Raw genomic sequence first — 22,550 nt, 5'->3', positions numbered from 1 at the left:
CTTCCGGGTTCATCCAACTAGACGCTCCAAAACCGTCGTTCAACGTTTAAGTCCTGCGTGCGCCGGCAGCAGAAATGAGCTTCGATGCGTATCTTCATCGTGCTAAGCCGCTAAGCCGCTAAGCCGCTAAGCCGCTAAGCCGCTAAGCCAGGTGTGCCCAGGTCCTGTTTGAGTCACGCACGTCACCCCAGCTGCGCGACATAAACAATGCCTCCTTGCGCTACGTTGGATCGGTGCCGACGCCGTAGCGGTGCTTGCGTAGCTCGATGCCGGCCTCCGCGCGCTGGCGTTCGCTGACGATCATCTGGTCAATGCTTTCGATGAGCCAGACGGCGAAAGCCTGCACGCGTGGGCTCTCGTCATTCTTCCAGGCGGCGATTTCGGCGCGTTTCGCCTGAAAGGCCTCCAGCATGCCGTACTCGCCCCGCACGACGCCGGTGCTCTCGATCGCTGCGGCCACCTCGCCCCAGGCCGAGGATCGCTCCGGGACCATCTTGATGATCTCCTTGCAGATGTCGAGGACCGGCGCGTCGCCGGCGTACGTGCGCACTACACCGATCACGAAATCAATGTCGGTCGGATGCCCCGTCTTACTGAATGACAGCAGTTCAGCCTGCAAGGCCGCGTCGAAGTCAGGAAACACGGCCTTGATGAGCCGCGCCCCACCGTAGTACGGGAACATACTCGCGTCGTCAGACGTGAAATCCGCGCGTACGGCCCGCAGTAACTCGCCCGGCAGCGTCGACAGGAGCTTGTCCACCCTGTGCAAGTTGTAGGGAATAGCTTCGAAGCGAACCTCCTCGCCGTCAGTGAGGCCGGGTTCCTCTTCGCGCGCCCGCTCTGAGCGCACGCGGGTCATCATGAAGTCGAGCACCGCCTTTGGATCAGTCTTGCCGATGGCGGCCAGCACTTCCTCAGTCTCATAGCCGATCTTCCTGACCGATACGATGCTGGCCAGCACCTCGTTGCGCTCGTCCGCATCCATGGCCTCGACCAGTTTGCTGATGTCCCGGCTGAACCACACCACGTTGACCCAGCGCGGATCATTGCGAGCCGTCACCAACCGCATCCCCTTCTGGAAGATCCCCTTGGCTTCTGCATGGCCGAGGCTGAACTGGCGAGCGGCAACACCCATAGACTCAACGATGGCGGCCGTACCTTCCTTGTCCTCTACTTTCGAGGCCTCGTCCATGATTTCGGCCAGTAGCTCAAAGCGCGGGTGCTGGTCGACGTTCAAGGACTTGGCAATCGCAGATAGCTTGGACCGGTCGACGACCATCCAGCCTTTCACCAACGTCAGTGCATCTGCCGCACGGTCGCTCTCCCACAGGCCGCGCAGCAACGCAATCTCGAAAGGCTGCATCCGGCCCTCATCGTTCTGCAACAGGTCCAGTGCCATGCCCGGCATCCGCTGCGCCAGTGACCTCAGGAAGTCGTAGAAGATCGGAAACATAGCCAGATCGTCAGACCGGGTCTTGGCGAACTCCAAAATGCGCGCTCGCCACTCTTGGTAGGTTTCCGGAGTGATCTCTTGGAGGTACCGCTCGGCCGCGGCGCGCCTGACCTTGTCACCGTTCTCCCAGTCGTTCTGGGAACTCTTGAGTTCCTCCCAGACCCCATGGATGCCTTCGAAGCCGATTAGGTCCTTATAGATCGTGTACTCGCTGAGCTGGGCGATCGCGTCACGAATCTCCAGGGCTGCGGCCGCAATTGGCTGAGAGGCCGAGTGATAGAAATTCCAATAGGCATCGTGTTCGATGGACTGGACGACCTGCAGTTCCTGCGTTGACACTTGGTCTCGAAGGAAGTTCAAGACCTCGATGGCATTGCGCTCAAACATCTCTAAGGTCCGGACATCGCTGCTTGGACGTTCGCGGCGAGTTGCTGACCCGAATGTCTGCAACACGCGTTCGCGGTGTGGTACATCCTCGCTCAGCATGAACATTCGCTTGAGCAGGGCGATAGCGGCGTCTCGCATCTCGACGACGCCTCCTCCTGCCTGCACGCCACCACGGCTGATGTTCACTGCGTTGTAAGTCCAAGTGTGGCCTTCGATCGCGGGCGACAGCACTTGACGGAGCATGTTCAGCGCGATGCCCGAGATGGCGAGCAGCGGCCCATCCTCCATCCTGGCCAAATACTCGACGATCTCCTGCTGCGGCCGCGCTCCCAGTGGCGGATTGCCATAGAACAGGTTCAGGTCGAAAGTGGCCAGCGATTCCAGCGCGCGCTCCGCCTTGTTGCGGGTGTCGGAGTCGTCAGAGCGCGCGATCTCCAACAGAAAGTCCATCAGCGCATCGATGTGGACATAACGCACCGCCTGCGGAACGTCGACAGCATCGCGGATCAGTTGCTCAGACGAGCGGTACCTTCGATGGCTGGCAGCGACCGGTTCGCCACCCCAGGTCAACTGCCGCTGCTGCACCGAGCGAACGAAAGCGGTCAGCATGGGCAAGACGCGGTAGCTGAAACGCGTCGCCAGGACGGCCAGCACTTTCAATGCCGCGGTGAGTTCGTCGTACTCGGTGCCGGTGTTCAGGACACCTTCAACCCGATCCAACTCGGTCAGCAACTTGGCTTCGACCACCGGCGAAGGGTCGGTCACCAGGTTGGCGAGAGCTGCGAGGCGGAGATCGAAGTCCATCGTCAGATCAACCTCATCAGCAGCGCGCGGACCGCGGGTTCAGCCGCCATGCCTTGAGCCAACTGGAGATTGGTCGGCAGGAGCCGATTGCCAACCTCCCTGAACACGCCCCATGCCACCAGCGTATTGGCCATCAACTCTGCCTTCGCCCGGTCGACATCAAGACTCTCAAGCGTCGAGAATAGCTTTTCCTTGTCGGGGTTGTTCAAAGCCTCGTTCATGCCGATCAAGACGACGTCGAAGTCCTTAAAGGTGTCCGCACGCAGCCTGTCCAGTGTCGACAGCGCTGGCTCCAGACTGGCTTCTGCCGACGACACCGTTCCTGGATCGGCAGCGGGCCCGGCCTGGCGGATCGGGACGACGGCGGTTGCTTCCTCAATCGCCTGGTCCAGCAAATCGATCCTCCTAAACACTTCGAAACCGGCATCCTGCAGCGCGAGCTCGAATCGGCCGTCCTTGACCAGCACGCAGTGGCGCCCTGATCTCACCTTGAGCTCCAGGGCTGCCTCAAAGATCCAGGAATCCGGGATGTGCTTGCGCTCGGGCTCCCGGTCTTGAGCTGGCCTGAACGGCGGCCTGCCGTGCATGTACCGCTCAAAGGCCTGCTTGGCGTGTTCCTCCGTGAACGGCAGGATTTCCACTTTCCTGTCCTCTAGGTACTTCCGAAAGATCGCGCGCGAGTTGCGGTCGACGTCTTCGCGCGTCGGCAGATCCACGCTCGTCGGTATGGGAATTCCTTGCACCAGCATGCTCAGCGGTGACTCCGCCATCTTCAACAGCGCGCCGCGCGCCTGTTCCGCATGCGTGTTGAATTCGTACAGCATCTGCGTGCGCCGCTCTTCCAGCACCACCTCGGGGATGTAGAGCTTCATCACTCCCTGGTTCACGCGCCGTAGCAGCCTATCGAACAGGCTGGACGGGAACTGCGCCGGTCTCAGGACGCTGGTGTCGAGGATGACGTGAAAGATCGGCATGGGCATATGAAACGCCTCGCGGCGCACCAGCGCCAATCAGGCGCCGATGATGTTAGACCAAGTGCCGTAGCCGCCACCGGGCCAGTGCGCTGGCATCACGAACGGGGCGGCTCCCAGCGCAACCTCCCGCAAGGGTAACGTGCCGGCGTCAAGGCCCCCCGACCACATCGAGCCAAGCTCGGCGTTCGACTGACTGCGCAGAAAGCAGACCGTCGTGAACTACCGCTCCCAGCCTGTTGCCGACATGAACTGGCCCATCGCAAAGCACCGGGCCGCCGAATTGTGTCGAGGGGCAGCCAGTACGACTAGCGATAGGGCGTGTGCCTCGAGCCGCTCCCAACGGCAACAAGGTGCAGCTATACGGCCTCGCCGCCATGCGCGCGTTGGCGAAAGGCGGTCGGTGCCAAGCCGTGCTGGGCGCGGAAGAATCGCGTGAACGCGCTCTGCGAGGTGAAGCCGAGGCGGCTGCTGATCTCGGCCATGCCGAGACTGGTGCTGCAGAGCAGGCGACGAGATTCCTCCAGCCGCACCTTCAACTCCAACTGGCTGAAGTTCGTGCCCTCCTGCTGCAAGCGCCGGTTCAGTGACCAGCGCGAGGTGTCGAGCTGCGCACACAAGTGCTGAAGAAGCATTGCGCCCTGGAGGTCGAGTGCGTCGTCGGCGATCAGCTTGCGAATCCGCTCCTCGACAACCGGTGCGAGACCGTGACGGCGAATCCGCTGTAGTTCCTGCTGGGACTGCTGCAGGATCGCCGATGCGATCCTTGAGTTGTAGAAGGAAGCCCGTGCATCCAGGTGAGGCGCGGCGAACAGCATGCGGTTGGCTGCGCATCCGAAGCGCGGCCTTGTGCCGAAGAGCTCGGCCAGGTGGCGCCGGTTGGGCGTTTCGTCGCCAGTCAGTTCCACCTCGAACTGCGTCTCGCGGCCCAGGTCGTAGGCGCGAACCAGGACTGCCAGCGCGACGAAATGAAAGAGCGCCTGAAAGTCGCGGCTTGGCGCGAACTCGGGTATGTACTCGAAGCGGATGGTGCCTGCGTCGTGGCTGGCGAGCAGATGGTCGAATTCGCCGGCTATCGGCCTGAACCGGGCGAATGAGCCGAGTGCGTCGCGCAGCGTCGGTGCATTCAGGCAGGGGTTCCCGATCAGCGGGAGGCTCTCGAAGAACGCGTCGCCGTCGGCCAGCTGATACGTCAGCTGCAGCGGAAGCGACGCCATGAGTTCGACGGTGCGCCGGTGGCGTTCGCCATCGATGCGGCCCTTGGGGTCTGCGAGATCGGCTTGCGCGATACCGGTGCGGGCGCTGAACTGCGCCGGCGAGAGGCCGGCCTTTTCCGCGTACAGCATCGCCGCCCGCGCGACACCGTTCGACACCGTGCGGTCCTTGAGCGCACTGCTGGCGAGCATGGGACATCTCCTTTGGTTTTTCTCCGCCCTGGTCGCCTGGCCATCCGCTCGCGCGCGGCACGTGCTCCCGAATGCAAAGACCTGCCCCCGGCGATCAAACGGAATTCTTAATGTTTCGTTAATGTATGACAGCCTTCGATAAGACGATGGCACAAGACGTTAACGATTACTAAGGAGACATGGATGCGCGTACGTACGGAGCCCGCTTTGCGGACATCCATCTATTGGTTCGCCGGCTCATCACTGGCGCTCGGACTTGCCGGGTGCATCGATGGAGATAGCAGCCTGACTCAGCCCGATTTCGGCGCGACCAGCGTGCCGCTGCTCGCCGCGGACGGCTACAAGTTCAAGGACCTGAACAAGGATGGCAAGCTCGAACCCTACGAGGACTGGCGCCTGTCGGCCGATGCACGTGCCAAGGATCTCGTCGGCCGCATGACGCTGGCCGAGAAGGCCGGCCTGATGATGCACGGCACGGCGCCGGTTGCCGACGATACGACCGGTGCAGGCACCGGCACGTCCTACGATCTCGTGGCGCTCGATGCGCTGGTCAACACGAAGTACGTCAACACCTTCATCACACGCATGAGCGGCGATGCTCAGACGATGGCGGAGCAGTACAACCGGATCCAGCAGCTGGCTGAACAGTCGCGGCTGGGTATCCCGGTGTCGATCAGCACGGACCCCCGGCATCACTTCCAGTACACGGTGGGCGCGAGCGCCGGCAACGGCGGCTTCTCGCAGTGGCCGGAAACGCTTGGCTTCGCGGCGCTCAACGATGCTGCGCAGACGAAGCGCTTCGGCGAGATCGCACGGCAGGAGTACCGCGCCGTCGGCCTCACTCAAGCGCTGTCGCCGCAGGCGGACCTGTCCACCGAGCCCCGCTGGCCCCGCGTCAACGGCACCTTCGGCGAGGATGTGAACATCGTGAAGGCCCAGGTTCAGGCCTACATCGAAGGCTTCCAGGGCGGCTCCGACGGCCTGAATCCGAAGAGCGTCGTTGCCGTGGTCAAGCACTGGGGCGGCTACGGGGCGGCCAAGGACGGCTGGGACTCGCACACGCACTACGGCCGCTTCATGACCTTCCCGGGCAACAACCTCGACATGCACCTCAAGGCATTCGAGGGCGCCTTTGCCGCGAAGGCCGGGTCGGTCATGCCGACCTACTCCATGCCCGACGGGACCTACACGGTCAACGGTGTGACGCTCGAACCGGTGGGCGCCGGCTTCAGCAAGGCCATGGTGACCGATCTGCTGAGGGGCCAGTACGGGTTCAAGGGCGTGGTGCTGTCCGACTGGCTGATCACCGCCGATTGCGATGAGGCCTGCCTGAACGGCGCGGCGGGCATGCCTTCCTTCATCGGGCTCGGCACGCCATGGGGGATGGAGACGGCAACCAAGCTCGACCGCTACGTCAAGGCAGTCAACGCGGGCCTGGACCAGTTCGGTGGCGTCACCGAGCCGGAGTACCTGATCCAGGCCGTGCAGCAGGGGCTGCTGACCGAGGCAAGGATCAACGACTCGGCCTATCGCATCCTTCTGCAGAAGTTTCAGCAGGGGCTCTTCGAGCAGTCATCCGTCGACCTCGAGAAAGCGAAGACGACCGTCGGCAACGCCGGCTTCAAGGCCGAAGCGCTCGACGTCCAGCGACGCGCGATGGTGCTGCTGCAGAACAACGCCAGTACGCTGCCGATGCAGGTCAGCGGCAAGAAGGTGTGGCTGTACGGCATCGACGCGTCGGTGGCCGCAAGCTACGGCTTCACCGTGGTGGACAGCCCGGCCGCCGCTGACGTCGCCATTGTCCGGGTGAGCACGCCCCATGAGTTGCTGCATCCGAACTACATGTTCGGGCTGTTGCTGCACGAGGGTCGATTGAACTTCGCCGATGGTGACGCGGACTACGAGGCGATCAAGGCGGCCGCCGCGGCCCCGAAATCCATCGTGTCCATCTACATGGACCGACCGGCGATCCTGTCCAACGTCACGGGCAAGTCGAGCGCGATCCTCGCCAACTTCGGCGCGACCGACACAGCGCTCTTCGACGTCATCACGGGCAAGGGCAAGCCCCAGGGCAAGCTGCCATTCGAACTGCCTTCGTCGATGGACGAAGTCTCCGTGCAGAAGTCCGATATGCCGCACGACACCGCGCATCCGCTCTTTGCCCTTGGCTTCGGCCTGAGCTACTGATCGCGCAGGACGACCTCGGCGCGATCCCGGACCAGGCGCGTGAGCCGGGCCATTGAGGGCGGACAGCCTGGCGTGGTCCTGCGCGGATTCAGCCCCACAAGGCTGTCTCCGGTGGCTGGATGCTGGCACCGTCGTAGATCAGAGGCGATTCCCGATCGCGCGTGAAGAGCAGCGGTGCGTCGAGGTCGACGTAGTCGCACAGCTGCGCGATCAGGAAGTGAGGCGCCATCGCGAGCGAGGTCCCGCCCATATTGCCGACCATGAGACGGAAGCCAAGATCGCGGGCTTGGCTCGCCAGGGCCAGCCCTTCCGTCAGGCCGCCGCTCTTGTCGAGCTTGATGCTGACGTGGCTGTACAGCCCCTGCAGGCGATCGAGTGAATGCCGGTCGGTGCAGGACTCGTCCGCAGCAAGAGCGAAAGGAGCGCGATGCCCGCGCAACTGCTCGTCTCCCCATCGGGGAACGGGCTGCTCGACCAGTTCGACGCCCAGGCGATGCAGTTCCGGTGTCAGCCGGTCCAGCAGGTCCCGATCCCAGGCCTGGTTGGCGTCGACGATCAGGCGCGCAGTCGGATGCAGTTCCCGGGCGATTTCGACCAGGTCCACATGCCGGTCGCGATTTACCTTGATCTTCAGGATCGGCATGTGTGCGTGGGCGAGAACCCGTCGCCGGAAGTCCTCGTCGTCGCCGATACCCAGGGTCACCGCAGTGCGGACAGGTGCCCAAGGGGCGATTCCGGCCAGTCGCCAGGCCCGCCGCCGTTCGCGCTTGGCCCGCAGGTCCCATAGCGCGCAATCGAGTGCATTGCGGGCTCCTCCCGCCGGGAGCAGCTTCAGCAGAGGTTCTCCCGTCGTATCGTGTTCCACCTGCGTGGCCACACTGGCGATCTGCTCCGCCATCGACGTGCCGGTCTCGCCCATGTAGGGCAGGCCCGGCGCCTCGCCCCGGCCCACGTGCCCTTCGTGGTCACGCACCTCGACCACCAGCACCTCGATCTCGAAGACCGTCCCGCGCGCCAGCATGAAGGGTTCCCGCATCGGCAACCGTTCGATGCGGCTCTCGATCTGCAGCTTCATCATTGCATCCGCGCGGCGATCTTCAGCACCGTGAGTACGTCGAAATAGTTGCTGGTTTCCAGCAGCAACTGGGTGTCGGAGACCTGCCTCACGCCGGGAATGAAGGACCGCGCATAGGCCTCCGCGGCCTTCGCGAAGCTCAGCTTGAATACGAAGTCGCGCGGCATCGGCAGCAGCGCTGGAAGCGGTCCGGCGATCGCGCGCCGCACGCCGTCCCGGATCTGGCGTACCGCCGCATCGGGCAGCAGCGAGACGGCGGACGGTCCCTCGCCGCGCAGCGTCGCCACGGTCGTGATGCCGTCGATCAACTGCCCTGCCTCTTCGCACTGCGCCTGGTCGCCGGAGAGGAAGCAGACCGGCACGCCCATGCTGGCCGCTGCGAGGGCGAACAGGTAGAACTCCGAGGCCGTCCGGCCGTTGAGCTCGATGCGGCTGAACAGCCGTCCGCTGACCGTATGGGCCAAGGGATTGCCGCCGGAGCCGGCCGCCGAGTGGTAGCCGACGAACAATGCGCGCTGGAAGCTCGCGTCGATGCCTTGCACCATCGAGAAGGGATGGCCGCTCCAGCCGCGGATCAGTTGCAGGGACTTGCCTTCAGGCGTATGCAGACCGCGCGGATCGATGTTGCGACCCGTCCAGTGCGCGTCCTTGACGACGATCTCGCGCGTGCCGGCGTCGAACGCGGCCTCGCAGGCGGCGGCCACCTCGGCCGTCATCTGCGCCCGCATCGGCGGGTAGTCCGGGCTGTTCATATCGCATTCCGAGGGCGCCGAGATGCAGGCGATGCCCTCGATGTCCGCGCTGAGGTAGACCTTCATGCGCCGGTCCTCCGGACGAACCAGAGCCGGCGCGCACGGTAGGTGTCGATCCGGAAGCCGGTGACCTGGTTCCTCTCGACCTGGGCGGTGAGCGGGTAGCGCGTGCCCGGCGACTGCTGCTCTTCGAGCCCGAAGGTGCTGCCCCCCAGCGCCGTGATCGCCAGGCCGCGGGCGGCGCTGTAGTCGCCCTGCATGCGCAGGACATCGGGCGCATCTGCGTGAATCTCGGCGGAGGCCTGGAGATCCTCGCACCAGTAACGACCGACCAGGGCGCTGCGGTCCAGGACCTCGGCGGCGTCGAGTCGCCTCATGGACTCGACGGTCCCGCCCACCTCTATCCGCAGTGCGCGAGGCGCCTGGCCGTTCTCCGGGGCCAGGTCTTTCCTGGCCAGCACATACGGGCCCAGGCCGATGCTCTCGAAGCCGGCGCGCAATTGGTCGCCCTGGTCGAACAGCAGAGGAATCGGCGGCATGTGGAACAGTGACACGCCCAGCTTGCCCTGGACCTCGTCGAAGCCGATCAGCAGACCGGACTCCGCCTGGTAGCGAGCGCCCGCCAGATGCTCCAGGCCCGCGATGCTGGCGAGGACCGGCGCAGGCGCGGAGCCCGGCGCATCACCGAGCACGGCATCGACGATGCGCCACCCGAGGTTCGTCGCGCTCAGCGGAGCTCCGTTGACCAGCACGACGAGATCGAGCCCCAGCCCCGGCACGGTCAGCATCTGGCCGTTCAGGCCGAACAGGCCGCCCGAGTGGTGGATGATCTCGTGGCCGCGATAGGCATGCCGCTTCAGGCCCAGCGCGTACGTCGACTGGAGCCCGTTTGCGAGCGTCGCCGGCTCCAGCATCTGGCGCCAGGTCTCCGCCGTGCCGACCCGCTTGTCGCTGCCGCGCAGGTGGGCCAGCCAACGCAGCATGTCGTCGACGGTCGAGACCATGCCACCGTCGCCGCGCAGGTCGGCGTCGGAGGGTGGCCGCATCCAGCCGCCCTCGGGCGCCGGCACATGGGGCGAGGCGAGGCCGGGCACCATCAGCGCGTCGTTCGGGATCGAGTCGGTGTCTTGCATGCCCAGCGGCTCGAAGATGCGCGTCTTCAGGAAGCGCTCGAAGGGCATGCCCGCCACCTGCTCGATCACCAGCGACAGCGCGTGGTAGGTCCCGTTGCTGTAGATCTGGCCCTCGCCCGGTGCGAAGTTGGCCTCGCCCTGCCGCAGCAGGGCCGCGAGCTGCCATTCGTTCGGCTGCACGGCGGTGCCGTTGGCCAGCGTACCCATGTCCAGCGTGCAGCGGTAGCCGCTGGTGTGCGTCATGAACTGCCTGAGCGTCGGCACGCCGCGGCGCGAGCGGACGCCGCTCAGGTAACGCGTTACCGGTGCGTCCAGGTCGAGCAGGCCGTCCTCGGCCAGCAGCAGCGCCGCCAGGCAGGTGAAGTGCTTGCTGATCGAGGCGATGCGGATCCGCGTCTGCGGCCGGTTGGCGACGCCGTGCTGCACGCTGGCCATGCCGAAGGCGCGCCGGTAGACGGCCCGCCCGTTCAGCGCCACGCCGACGATGAGGCCCGGGGCATCGCTGCGCCTGGCGGGTTCGAAGAGACCGTCGAGCTGGGCGCTCAGGTCGTCGGCAATGGGGCTCGCGGACATGGGTCGGGATCTCGTTGTGCCTGGGATTGCGGTCGATTTTGGCGGGCGGTGCGGTGGCGGCCATAGCGAGTTCTTGACATGGCAGGCGGCGCGGAGCGGCCTAGGATGGCCCCATTCCCAGCAACGATGCGCTTCTTCTTCATGGCAGAGCAAGAACTGACGGCCGCCCTCGACGGGCTTTTCGCCCCGTTCCGCAGGGCCGATGCGCCCGGCTGCACGGTGGCGGTCGCCCGCGGCGGCCGCACGGTCTACCGCGGCGCCTTCGGCATGGCCAGCGTCGAGCAGGGCGTGGCGCTGCAGGCGGGCACGCCGATGCCGGTGGGCTCGATCAGCAAGCAGTTCGTCTGCGCGGCGCTGCTGCTGCTCGCACACGAAGGCGCGCTGTCGCTGGAGGCGCCGATCGGCAGCCTCGTCGAAGGATTGCAGGGCGAGCAGGCCAGCCCCACGCTGCGCCAGCTGATGACGCACACCGGCGGCGTGCGCTGCTACCTGGACCAGTGGGTCTTCAACGGTTATGTGACGCTGCCCGCCGGTATGGCCGAACGGATTCAGCGGCGCCAGCATGCCCTGAACTTCGCGCCCGGCACCGGCTCCAGCTACAGCAATGGCGGCTACCTGCTGCTGTCGCTGGCGATCGAGCGCGCGAGCGGCATGCCGCTGGGCGAGTTCCTTGCCCGCCGCTTCTTCGAGCCGCTGTCGATGACCGGCACCTGCCTGCCGCCGCACCGCTGGCCGCTTCGTACGGGCGAGGCAGCGACCTACCTGCCGAGCCCGCCCGGCTGGCGCCACGGCATCGCGATCTCCGACGACCTGTACGGCGATGGCGGGCTGGTCTCCACCGCCGACGACCTGCTGCGCTGGGCCACCTGGCTCCGCACCTCGACGGGGCCGGTGGCGCTGTCTGCCATGGCCCTTCCTACGCGGCTGGCCAATGGATTCGCATCGGACTATGGCCTCGGCCTGATCACCGAGCGCTGGCGCGGGCTGCGCGTGGTGCAGCACGCGGGTGGCATGCCGGGGGCGTCCAGTTCGCTGTTCATGCTGCCGGAAGAAGACCTGGACGTGGTCGTCGCCTTCAATCGCGCCGGCCCGGCCATCGGCATGGGCCTGAAGGTGATCGAGACGGTGCTCGGCGCGCGCCTCGCCGCCGCGGTCGACGGGCCGCGCACGCAGCATCACCCGACGCTTCTCGGGCGTTACGTCGCGGAAGAGAGTGGCCTGCTCTTCGGCTTCGCGGACATGGACGGCGCGCTGGGCCTGAGCCTGTTCGGCGGGGCGCCGTTCGCGCCGGACGCCGCGGCGCCCGACGACGGCATGCTGCCCTTCGTGGCCGATGTCGGGACCGGTGGCATGCGCTTCCGCTGGCCCGAGCCCTCGCGCCCCGGCGGCGCGCTCATCGAGTATCGCGACGCCGGCACCTGGCGCCCGGCGCGCCGGCTGGACATGGACAAGCCGGATCCGGGCTCGCTGTCGCCCGATGCGTGCCACTGGTTCCACAGCGGGGACGCCGCTGCGCGGGTGCGCCTGGAACTGGACGGTGGCCAGCCGGCCCTGCGCTTCCAGGGCGAATACGGCGGCGCGCTGTATCCCGCCGAATTGCTGGAACCCGAGTTGCTTCGCTTCTGGCCGACGGCCTTCCCGGGCGGCATGCTGGCGCGGCTCGGCCGACGGGCCGGTGTGCTGCAGGCCATCGTCGTCAGCACGTCGCGCACCCGCCGCACGGTCTTCGAGCGGGGGGAGGGCTGAGATGCTGATCCAGCAGCCCTCAAGAAGCCCCGCCGGACGCCGCCTGGGGCCGACGCGGCAGATGCCCGCGGGCCGATCGATCGCGAACGGCCCGTCGACGGGCGGCCTGGTCGGCGTGCTGGGCGGCATGGGGCCGCTGGCCACGATCGACTTCATGCGCAAGATGCTGGCCCACACGCCCGCGGCGATCGACCAGGACCATGTGCCCGTCGTCGTCGCCAGCGTGCCGCAGATCCCGGACCGGACGGCCGCCTTCCAGGGCCGCGGCCCCTCGCCCCTGCAGGCCCTGGTCGAGAGCGGCCGACGCCTGATCGAAGCCGGCGTGGACGTCATCGTGATGCCCTGCAACACGGCGCACCTGTGGTTCGACGAACTGCAGTCCGAACTGGTCGTGCCGATGCTGCACATCGTGGATGCGGCGATCCGGCAGATCCCGACGGAGGCGTCCACTGCGACCAGGGTCGGTCTGCTCGCCACCGAGGCGACGCTCGGGTCCGGCCTCTACGCGGCGCGTACCGCGAGCGCCCGGTTGACGATCGACTGGCTCAGCCCCACGCCGGACGAGATGCGGACGCTCGTGACGCCGGCCATCGCGGCCGTGAAGGCGGGCCGCATCGAGGAGGCCCGCCAGGCCCTGCGCCTGGCTGCGCGATCACTCGCCGCTCGCGGCGCGCAGGCCGTGGTGATGGGGTGCACCGAGATCCCGCTGGCCCTGGACGAAGAGGCCGCCGGCTGCGTCCTGGTGGATGCCACCGACGCGCTGGCGCGTGCGGCGGTGGCCTGGTCCCGCCGCACGGAGCTGCAATGATTGCGTTCCGCATGGCGCGGCCGGACGACGCCGCCGCCTGCGCGCGCCTCGACGGGCTCGCCTGGGGCGCGGAAGCGGCTGCGAGCGAGGAGCGGCTGCGCGCGCGCATCCTGGCGCACCCGTTCGGCAATCTCGTGGCCGAAGCAGACGGCGCCATCGTCGGCTCGGTCTGGACCGTCTGCAGCCACCCGCGCGAGATCGCCACCTGGGCGCAGGCGATCGGCGCCGAGGACGCGGGCGCATCGCTGACGCCGTTCGGGGAACTGGTCGTCGGGGTGAACATCGCCGTCGAGCCCTCATGGCTGGCCCGTGGACTCACCCAAGCGCTGATCGAGCGGATCGGCGCGCTGTGCTTCGCCGCGGGCAAGCGCACGCTCGTGTTCTTTCCGCCGGTCGCCAGCGAGGCCCGCGTGGCGTCGGCCTGCGTGGGAGGCCGGCCTGGCCGGGTCACGGCCCTCGTGCCGGGCTACTTCCGCCACGCCGACAACAGCGATCTCGCCGCGCGCGTCGAATGGAGCAACCCCGAACTGCCCTGAGAGCGTGGCGTGGCCTGCGAGCCCGTAACATAACGGGCACTTTCAACGCATCAGCTCGCATGGCCCCCTTGCTCCCGCCGGCAGGCTCCCCTCCGATCGCGCAGTTCGCGGCCCGGCTGATCGACACGCTGGACTCCGACCGCCTCCTGGCCGAGCTGGCGGACGGCCTGCGTGCCCGGCTGGACTTCACGAACCTGATCGTGTTTGCCTACCGACAGGGCTTCGCCGCCGATCTGGTTTTCACCAACCTGGACATCGATCGCCTGCGCAAGCAGATGGAGCCGTACACCAGCGGCCTGTTCATGCTGGACCCGTTCTACATCGCGGACATGACGGAAGGCCGGCACGGCGTGCTGACCTTCGCCGGCGTCACGCCCGAGGCCTTCAAGGACAGCGAGTTCTTCCTGGCCTTCTACAACGGCGTCAATGTGCTGGATGAGCTGCATTTCGTCGTGCCGCTGGCGCCTGGCCGCTCGGTCCATGTGTTCGTGGAGCGCGAGGCGCCGCTGGAGAAGTTCACCACCGACGAGATCGCGGGCCTGGAGTCGCTGGAGCCGATGGTCCGCAGTGCGATCCAGCGGCACTGGGCCTGGCGCGATCGGGCGCAGGCCGACGCCACCGCCTCGCCGATCCAGTCCGCGGGCGGCATCGACGGCGTGATCCGCAACATGAAGCCCGGGCAGCTGACGCCGCGCGAGATCGAGGTGATCGGCCTGTCGCTGCGCGGCCATTCCTCCAAGCTGATCGCCCACGAGCTGAGCATCAGCGAGGGCACGGTGACCAACCACAAGCGCAATGTGTACGAGAAGCTGGAGATCCATTCGCAGAGCCAGCTGTTCTCGCTGTTCCTGAGCACGCTGGCCGGGCAGGCGGCCTAGGGTTCGTCCCCCGTCAGGTTCTTGCTATGGCCCGTCAGGGGCCGCGTTCCTAAGCTGTGAACCAGACAACAGCTTTCGAACCCGTGGAGCATTCCTGATGAGACTCAAGTCCATAGCCCTCGCCGCGACGGCCACGCCGATCGCCTGCTTCTGTTTCGGTACGCCGGCCCTGGCCGAGGACGCGTCGGTCACCGCGGCCGCCGCGACCGAACTGGAGCATGTCGTCGTCACCGCCCGCAAACGCGAGGAACGGGGTCAGGACGTGCCCCAGTCGCTGAACGTGATCTCCGGCCTGGCGCTGGAGTCCTCGGGCGTTTCCACCTTCGAGCAGTTGCAGTACAAGCTGCCGGGCGTCGCCGCCGTCAGCGGGCCGGGCAACCAGATCGCCATCCGCGGCGTCAGCAACAACGCCAACCAGCGCGGTGGCGGCCCGTCCACGGCCGTCCACCTCGACGGCGTCTACCTCCCCCGGCCCGAACTGGCGCTGGGCGAGGTCTTCGACCTGGGCCGCGTGGAGGTGCTGAAAGGCCCCGAGGGCACGCTCTATGGTCGCAACGCCACGGCCGGCGTCGTCAACTACATCTCGCGCGACCCGGGCCAGGGCAGCGGCTTCGACGGCTTCGTCGGCGTCGGCACCGACCATCTGGTGCGCGCCCAGGCCGGCGTCAACCTGCACCTGGGCGACAAGGCGGCCCTGCGCATCAGTGCCGCCTCCACCAAGGATGACGGCTACACCGAGAACCTGAATGCCGCCGGCGGCACTATCGACGCTCGCAATTTCCAGGCGGCCCGCATCAAGGGCGTGTTCCAGCTCGCAGACGGCGTCGAGGCCCGGCTCACCGCGCAGTTCGTCGACGACAAGGGCACGGTGGGCTACGGCGTCTCCGGCAATCCGCTGACGCCGAACTACGCGAATTCGCTGAACCCGCCGCAGCGCCAGAGCGTGCGCCGCATCGAGACCGACACGCCCCCCGATGTCCACCGCCGCGGCAGCATCTTCTCCCTGCAATTGACGGCCGACCTCGGCGGCGGCATCGAGCTCAAGAGCATCACCGGCGTCGTCAACTACGACAGCCGCAACCGCTATGACGCCGACGGCACCGGCGGCTTCATCGAGCGCACCGGTGGCCAGGACAAGTCCGACTTCTGGTCGCAGGAGTTGCAGCTCAGCGGGGGCTCGGCGCGCGGCCTGTCCTGGACTACCGGCCTGTACTTCTCGCAGGAGAAGACCTCGGGCGGCACGACCGTCGAAGACTCGATGTCCTACCCGGACGACCTGACGCCGTTCACCTACTACACCGGCGCCTTCAATGCGAAGTCGCGCAGCGGCGCGGTCTTCGGCGAGCTCAGCTATGCGCTGAACGAGCAGTGGACCCTGGTCGGCGGTGCGCGCTACACGAAGGAAAAGCTCTCCGGCGACTCTCGCGGTGCGGACATCGATTTCGATACCTTCCAGATGGTGCCTTTCTCGGGATCCGGCGCGACGTCCTCGGGCCGCTTCACGCCCAAGGCCCTGGTGCAGTTCCGCCCGTCGAAGGCCCACATGCTCTACGCCAGCGTGACGGCAGGCTTCAAGAGCGGCGGCGTGAACTTCAACCCGCCGATCAAGACCTACAAGCCCGAGAAGATCACCGCCTACGAGTTCGGCAGCAAGAGCGTGCTGCTCGGCGGCGCGCTTGAGATGGACCTGGCGGGCTTCTACTACGACTACACCGACCTGCAACTGCGCACGGTGGTGGGCAACCAGGCGCCGATCTCGAACGTGGCCAAGGCCACGGTGAAGGGCGTGGAGATGGCCTTCGTCGCCCACCCGACGCGCGACCTCAGCCTGGACCTGAACATGGCCTACGTGGACAGCGCGTTGAAGGACTATCTCTCGCCGGCCACCGGCACCGACCTGAGCGGCATGCCGCTGCCGCTGTCGCCGAAGTTCAGCGGCACCGCCGGCGCCCAGTACCGTGTCGGCCTGGGCCGCGGCGATGCGCTGACGCTGCGGGCGGAGGTGAACCGCCAGACCAGCGTGATCTTCCCCGCGCTGCAGAACCCGAGCCTGGAGCGACGCGGCCCGGTGACCCTGGTGAACGCCAACGTCCGCTACAGCTTCGCGGATCGCAGGACCTGGCTCGCGCTGATCGGCCGCAATCTCGGCAACAAGACCTACATGACGAACCGGAACTACTCCGCCGGCTTCGCCGATGTGGAGACCTACGCCGCGCCCCGCACCGTCGAGCTCCGCCTCGGCTCCTCCTTCTGACATCATGAGTTCCACGATCCAATTTCAGCTCCCCTGCGAGCAGGGGCGATCCATCGCCATCGACCCGGCGCGCACGGCGCTGGCCTGCATCGACTTCCAGGTCGACTTCGTCGCGCCCGACGGCATGGGCGCCTCGCGGGGCCTGGCCGTCGAGCGTCTCGCGGCGGCGCTGCCCGCCGCGCAGCGCGCGCTGGCCGCCGCGCGGCGGGCCGGCGTCTTCGTCTTTCACACCCGCGAGGCCTACGCGCCGGACCTGTCGGACCTGAACATGTACCGCCGCCGCTTCGACAGCAGCATCGGTACGATGGGACCGCTGGGCCGCTTCCTGGTGCGCGGCGAGCGCGGCACCGAGATCCTCGACTCGATGAAGCCGCAAACCGGCGAGCCGACGATCGACAAGGCCGGCTTCAACGCCTTCCACAACACCGCGCTGGACACGGTGCTGCGCGTGCGCGGCATCGAGACCCTGCTGGTCATGGGCTTCACCACCCAGTGCTGCGTGGCCTCCACCTTCCGCGGCGGCGTCGATACCGGCTACTGCTGCGTGCTGCTGCAGGACGCCTGCGCCGCGTTCGACCCGGCCGACCACGAAGCGACCGTCCGCATGACCTACAGCGAGAACCACAACTTCGGCTGGGTCAGCGACTCGCTGCGCCTTGAGACCACCCTCGCTGCATACCCGCACCCATGAACATGCTGCTTGCCCAACTCCAGAAGTGGCCGCTGATCTCGCCCTTCTCGATCTCTCGCTACACCTTCACGCACAGCCTGATCCTCACCGTCCGCATGAACGCCGCGGACGGGGCGAGCGGCGTCGGCGAATGCGAGCCGCATGAATGGGACGAGGCCGCCGCGCGGGCCCAGATGGCCGATGCGCAGGTCGTGCCCGAGGCCCGCTGCTACCCGGCCTGGCTCGACGGCCTCACGCGCGACAACATCCTCCAGCGCCTGCCTCGCACACCGCTGCGCAACGCGATCGACTGCGCGCTGTGGGACCTCGATTGCAAGCGCATCGGCGTCCGGGCGGGCCGGCTCGCGGGCCTCGCGATGAATCCGGTGCCGGTGATGCCCACGCTGGGCATCGATGCGCCGGCGGCGATGGAGGAACAGGCCCGCGGCCATCGCGGCAGTCGCTGGCTGAAGGTCAAGGTCGGCAGTGCCGACGGGCGCGACGCCGAGCGGCTGGAGGCCGTCGCCGCGGCGGTGCCGGGCATACGGCTGCTGGTGGATGCCAACTGCGGCTGGTCGCCGGACGAACTGGCGCGGCTGCTGCCGCTGTGCTCACGCCTCGGCGTGGCCATGATCGAGCAGCCGATGCTGCCGCAGTTCAACGACCAGATGCCCAAGCCACCCGGCGACATGGTCTTCTGCGCGGACGAGAGCTGCCTCGATCGAAGCTCGCTCGCCGCCGTGCGTGACCGCTTCCAGTTCATCAACATCAAGCTGGACAAGACCGGCGGCCTGACCGAGGCGCTGGCCCTGCGCCGCGAGGCCGAGGCGATGGGCCTGGGCATCATGGTCGGCATGATGTCCGGCACCTCGCTGGCCGTGGCGCCCGCCTTCGTGCTCGCGCAGGGGCTGGACGTGGTGGACCTCGAGCTGGGCTTCCTGCGGGAGGATCGGGTCCCGGCGATGACGATCGACAATGGATGGCTCCAGGCGCCGGCGGCGGCGCTGTGGGGTTGAGCGCACGAGGCAAGCAAGACATGACCCCCACTTACCGCCGCACGGAAGCGCTTGCGGTGCTGGTCGCGATGATCCTCGTGACCATCACGCTCAGCCTGGCCACGACGCCCTTCGGGCAGATCGCCGATCCGGTACGGCGCACCTTCGGCATCAGCGACGTGAAATTCAGCCTGCTGATCGGCGCGCTGTTTGCCGTGCCTTCGATGGTCATGAGCGTCGGTGGGGGATGGCTGGCAGACCGGCTCTCGCGGCGCCGGCTGCTGATCGGCGCGCTGCTGGTCTGGACGGGCGGCGCGATCGGCACGGCGCTGGCGTCGAGCTATGAACAGCTCGCCGTGGCGCGGCTGCTGGTCGCCTCGGCGGCGGGTGTCAAGTTCCCGCTGGCGATGACCTGGATCGCCGACGCCTTCCCGGCCGAGCGGCGCGGCAAGGCGGTCGGCGCGCTGTTCGTGGTCATCGGTGTCGGCCCGGCCATCGGCGCGGCGATCAGCGGCATCGTGGTCCATGCGGCACAGGCCGGCGTCTTCAAGGACTGGCCGCTGCTGGCAGGCCTGGAACCGTGGCGGCAGGCCGTCGCACTGCTGGCGGCGAGCAATCTGCTGCTGCTGCCGCTGATCGCCGTGCTGCGCGAGACCCGCCAGCGTCATTCCGACACGCCGGAGGTCGCCTCATCGGACGGCAGGCCCGCGCTGCCCCTGCTGCTGGTCGGCGCGATGGTGCTGGGATCGGCACTGTTCTCGCTGGCCGACACGGCGAACCTGGCCTGGCTGCCCACGGTCTTGAGCCGCCAGCACGGTTTCGACGCCCAGCAGGTCGGCTTCGCGTTCGGCGCGATCGCGACGATCGCGGGCTCGCTCGGTCCGATCGCTGCCGGCTACATCGACGCTTGGGCCTACAAGCGCTTCGGCAGCCCGGGCCGCTTGCGCAGTTGCGCCATCGCTGCCTTGCTCTGCGCACCATGCCTGATGGCATTCGGCGGCTCCAGCGCCCACGTGCTGATCGGCGCGCTGATCGTGAGCGGCGTGATCTCGATGATGGCGATGACGCTCAGCTTCCTGGCCATCCAGGCCGCGCTGCCGCCAAGCAAGCGCGGCTTCGGCTCCGGTCTCGCCAACGCCGTGTCGAATCTCGCCAGCGCTTCAGCGCCGACGCTGGTGGCCATGACCTCGGCGGTGCTGCCGGTCGGTCCGGGTGCGATCGGCGTTGGCGTCGCCGTGGTGGCCGTCGGGGCGTTTGCGCTCAACGGCGTGATCTATGCGATGACGGCGACGGGCCTCGGGCGCTGGGAACGGGCCTTGCACTAGCGCCGCCTGAGGGTGCGCGGATCGGCGCATGTGAGCGCTCAGGCGCCTTCGACACCTGCTTCCTGCAGCACCACGCCGGGGAAACGGCCTTCCTGCGGGCAAGCCGGCGGCGCATCCGGACACCTCGCTGTGATGGCCGGCTACCGCCTGAGCGGCGGCAACTGTACTCTTCGCCTAACGCCCCAACTGGACTCCATGGCCGCGGCTCCCGCTGCCTACAGTCGATCCCAGCGATCAACGACGACGAGACGGAGGTTTCCATGGCAAGCAGGAGCAAGCGAGACGTACCCGGCATCCGCCGCTACGACGGCCCGGCCGGCGGGTGGGGCGCGCTGAAGGCCACGGCCAATGCGGTGCGCCACCAGATGGACGCGCTGGAGGTGCTGGAGGCGCCGATCGTGCTGATGCGCACCAACCAGCCCAGCGGCTTCGACTGCCCCGGCTGCGCCTGGCCCGACAAGGAGCACAAGTCCACCTTCCAGTTCTGCGAGAACGGCGCCAAGGCCGTCACCTGGGAGGCCACCAGCAAGCGCGTGACGCCCGAGTTCTTCGCGCAGCACACGGTCACCGAGCTGCTGGCGACGTATACCGACTACCAGCTGGAGGACTTCGGCCGGCTGACCCACCCGATGGCCTATGACGCGGCCAGCGACAAGTTCGTGCCGGTCGAATGGGAGGCCGCCTTCGCGCGCATCGGCGAGGTGCTGCGCGGCCTGGCCTCGCCGGACGAGGCGGAGTTCTACACCTCGGGCCGTGCGTCCAACGAGGCGGCCTACCTGTTCCAGCTGTTCGCCCGCGAGTACGGCACGAACAACTTCCCCGACTGCTCGAACATGTGCCACGAGGCCACCAGCGTGGGCCTGCCGCAGTCGATCGGCATCGGCAAGGGGACGGTGTCGCTGGCCGACTTCGAGGCCACGGAGCTGATCATCTCGATGGGCCACAACCCCGGCACCAACCACCCGCGGATGATGGGCACGCTGCACGAGGCGGCCCGCCGCAAGGTGCCGATCATCGTCTTCAACCCGCTGCGCGAGCGGGCGCTGGAGCGCTTCGCCGATCCGCAGGACCTGATCGAGATGGCGACCTTCGGTTCCACCAGCATCGCCTCGACCTACTTCCAGGTCAAGGCCGGGGGCGACGCCGCGGCGCTGAAGGGCATCATGAAGGCGCTGCTGGCGCTGGAAGACGTGCGCGGCGGCGTGCTGGACCACGGCTTCATCGCCGAGCACACCGAAGGCTTCGCAGCGCTGGCCGCCGACCTCGCCGCCACCGAATGGCCGGCGATCGAGAAGGAGAGCGGCCTGGCCCGCGCCGACCTGGAGCAGGTGGCCGAGGCCTATGCCAGGGCCAGGTCGACCATCGTCACCTACGGCATGGGCCTGACCCAGCACAACACCGGCACGGCCAACGTCCGCCTGATCGCGGACCTGCTGCTGCTGCGCGGCAACTTCGGCCGCCCCGGCGCCGGCATCTGCCCGCTGCGCGGCCACTCGAACGTGCAGGGCAACCGCACGGTGGGCATCACCGAGAAGCCCTCGCACGCCTTCCTCGACGCGCTGCAGGCCGAGTTCGGCTTCGCACCGCCGCGCGGCCACGGGCACGACGCGGTGAAGACGATGCAGGCGATGGTCGAGGGGCGGGCCAGGGCGCTGATCTGCCTGGGTGGCAACTTCGCGGTGGCGATGCCGGATCCGGCATCGAGCTTCCCGGCGATGCGCAAGCTGGACCTCAGCGTCCACCTCGGTACCAAGCTGAACCGCTCGCACCTGCTGGTCGGCAAGGAGAGCTTCATCCTGCCGGTGATCGGCCGCACCGAGCTGGACGTGCAGGCCAGCGGCCCTCAGTCGATCACCGTCGAGGATTCGATGTCCATGGTGCACGCCTCGGCAGGCCGGCTGCGCCCGGCCTCGGCGCAGCTGCGCTCGGAGCCGGCCATCGTGGCCGGCATGGCGGCGGCGACGCTGCCGGGCAGCACGGTCCGGTGGATGGAGCTGGTCAAGGACTACGACCGCATCCGCGACTGCATCGAGCGGACCATCCCCGGCTTCGACCGGTACAACGAGCGCATCCGCGTGCCCGGTGGCTTCCGCATGCCGCTGCCCCCGACCGAGCGCCGGTGGCCGACGCCCTCGGGCAAGGCGATCTTCTCGGTCTTCCCCGGCCTGCGGCAGAGCTACCTGCCCTGGGACGCGGGTGTGCTGTGCCTGGTGACCATCCGCAGCCACGACCAGTACAACACGACGATCTACGGCATGGACGACCGCTACCGCGGCGTGTTCGGCCGCCGCGACGTGCTGTTCATGAACCCGGCCGACATGGCGCAGCGCGGCCTGGAACACGGCGACCTCGTCGTCATCGAGACGATGACGAGCGGCCGGCCGCTGAAGCTCGACGGCATCACCGTGATCGAGTACGACATCGCGCCCGGCTCGGTCGCCGCCTACTACCCCGAGGCCAATGTGCTGGTGCCGCTGGACTACATCGACGAGGAGAGCGGCACGCCCTCCTACAAGTCGATCCCGGTGCGCATCCTGCGCTCGGCGCAGCAGCACCTGAGCCGTCGCGCAGCGTGAGCAAGAAGCCCGGCTGCGGCC

The 22,550-nt window shown here is 67.4% G+C and carries 16 protein-coding genes; 10 read left to right on the top strand and 6 right to left on the bottom strand.

From position 1 onward, the window contains the following. Positions 1–220 precede the first annotated feature (220 nt). The 3 genes from B0W88_RS01535 to B0W88_RS01525 all read right to left on the bottom strand — a co-directional run bounded on the left by B0W88_RS01535 (position 221) and on the right by B0W88_RS01525 (position 5,021). Positions 221–2,644 (bottom strand): hypothetical protein, encoded by a 2,424-nt coding sequence (locus tag B0W88_RS01535; RefSeq protein WP_077032877.1) that lies wholly within the window; start codon positions 2,642–2,644, stop codon positions 221–223. 2 nt (positions 2,645–2,646) lie between these two features. After that, complete coding sequence (locus tag B0W88_RS33430; protein WP_233151589.1) at positions 2,647–3,645, bottom strand: PIN domain-containing protein; 999 nt, start codon at positions 3,643–3,645, stop codon at positions 2,647–2,649. Positions 3,646–3,974: 329 nt separating this feature from the next. Continuing rightward, a complete protein-coding gene (locus tag B0W88_RS01525; RefSeq protein WP_077032876.1) occupies positions 3,975–5,021 on the bottom strand; it encodes an AraC family transcriptional regulator in 1,047 nt (348 codons plus the stop codon). 183 nt (positions 5,022–5,204) lie between these two features. Between B0W88_RS01525 and B0W88_RS01520 the strand changes: the two genes are divergently transcribed. After that, positions 5,205–7,208, top strand: a complete 2,004-nt coding sequence (locus B0W88_RS01520; protein ID WP_077032875.1) for a glycoside hydrolase family 3 N-terminal domain-containing protein — start codon at positions 5,205–5,207, stop codon at positions 7,206–7,208. Positions 7,209–7,296: 88 nt separating this feature from the next. Here B0W88_RS01520 and B0W88_RS01515 read toward each other — a convergent pair whose 3' ends face one another. The 3 genes from B0W88_RS01515 to B0W88_RS01505 are packed head-to-tail and all read right to left on the bottom strand — an operon-like array spanning position 7,297 to position 10,741. Next, positions 7,297–8,283, bottom strand: coding sequence for a dipeptide epimerase (locus tag B0W88_RS01515; RefSeq protein ID WP_198937738.1), 987 nt, complete (start codon positions 8,281–8,283; stop codon positions 7,297–7,299). After that, the gene (locus B0W88_RS01510) at positions 8,283–9,101 is read right to left on the bottom strand and encodes a M55 family metallopeptidase (protein ID WP_077032874.1); all 819 of its coding nucleotides are present in this window, start codon (positions 9,099–9,101) and stop codon (positions 8,283–8,285) included. Before B0W88_RS01510 ends, B0W88_RS01515 begins: the two co-directional genes overlap by 1 nt. Continuing rightward, positions 9,098–10,741, bottom strand: a complete 1,644-nt coding sequence (locus B0W88_RS01505) for a serine hydrolase (RefSeq protein WP_077032873.1) — start codon at positions 10,739–10,741, stop codon at positions 9,098–9,100. The genes B0W88_RS01510 and B0W88_RS01505 overlap by 4 nt, the downstream gene beginning before the upstream one ends. A 141-nt stretch (positions 10,742–10,882) precedes the next feature. On the opposite strand from B0W88_RS01505, the gene B0W88_RS01500 reads away from it, so the two are divergent. From B0W88_RS01500 to B0W88_RS01460, 9 genes are all read left to right on the top strand, one after another. Continuing rightward, the gene (locus B0W88_RS01500; protein ID WP_158080773.1) at positions 10,883–12,487 is read left to right on the top strand and encodes a serine hydrolase; all 1,605 of its coding nucleotides are present in this window, start codon (positions 10,883–10,885) and stop codon (positions 12,485–12,487) included. A 61-nt stretch (positions 12,488–12,548) separates the two neighbouring features. Beyond that, the gene (locus B0W88_RS01495) at positions 12,549–13,295 is read left to right on the top strand and encodes an aspartate/glutamate racemase family protein (protein ID WP_077032883.1); all 747 of its coding nucleotides are present in this window, start codon (positions 12,549–12,551) and stop codon (positions 13,293–13,295) included. Continuing rightward, positions 13,292–13,831 carry a GNAT family N-acetyltransferase gene (locus tag B0W88_RS33425; RefSeq protein WP_158080772.1) on the top strand — a complete coding sequence of 180 codons (540 nt, stop codon included), beginning with the start codon at positions 13,292–13,294 and terminating at the stop codon, positions 13,829–13,831. The genes B0W88_RS01495 and B0W88_RS33425 overlap by 4 nt, the downstream gene beginning before the upstream one ends. Before the next feature lie 59 nt (positions 13,832–13,890). Next, positions 13,891–14,709, top strand: a complete 819-nt coding sequence (locus B0W88_RS33420) for a helix-turn-helix transcriptional regulator (protein WP_077032870.1) — start codon at positions 13,891–13,893, stop codon at positions 14,707–14,709. Between the two features lie 97 nt (positions 14,710–14,806). Next, positions 14,807–16,963, top strand: coding sequence for a TonB-dependent receptor (locus B0W88_RS01480; RefSeq protein ID WP_077032869.1), 2,157 nt, complete (start codon positions 14,807–14,809; stop codon positions 16,961–16,963). Between the two features lie 4 nt (positions 16,964–16,967). Then, positions 16,968–17,654 carry a cysteine hydrolase family protein gene (locus tag B0W88_RS01475; protein ID WP_077032868.1) on the top strand — a complete coding sequence of 229 codons (687 nt, stop codon included), beginning with the start codon at positions 16,968–16,970 and terminating at the stop codon, positions 17,652–17,654. Further along, on the top strand, positions 17,651–18,649 hold the full coding sequence (locus B0W88_RS01470; RefSeq protein ID WP_077032867.1) for a dipeptide epimerase: 999 nt from the start codon (positions 17,651–17,653) through the stop codon (positions 18,647–18,649). Before B0W88_RS01475 ends, B0W88_RS01470 begins: the two co-directional genes overlap by 4 nt. 20 nt (positions 18,650–18,669) lie before the next feature. Further along, entirely contained in the window at positions 18,670–19,953 is a 1,284-nt protein-coding gene (locus B0W88_RS01465) for an MFS transporter (RefSeq protein ID WP_077032866.1), read from the top strand. 260 nt (positions 19,954–20,213) lie between these two features. Further along, the gene (locus B0W88_RS01460) at positions 20,214–22,529 is read left to right on the top strand and encodes an FdhF/YdeP family oxidoreductase (protein WP_077032865.1); all 2,316 of its coding nucleotides are present in this window, start codon (positions 20,214–20,216) and stop codon (positions 22,527–22,529) included. Positions 22,530–22,550: the final 21 nt, after the last annotated feature.

The organism is Pelomonas sp. KK5 (assembly GCF_001984095.1).
Taxonomy (GTDB): Bacteria; Pseudomonadota; Gammaproteobacteria; order Burkholderiales; family Burkholderiaceae_C; genus KK5.
This window is presented reverse-complemented; position numbering and strand designations above follow the sequence as displayed.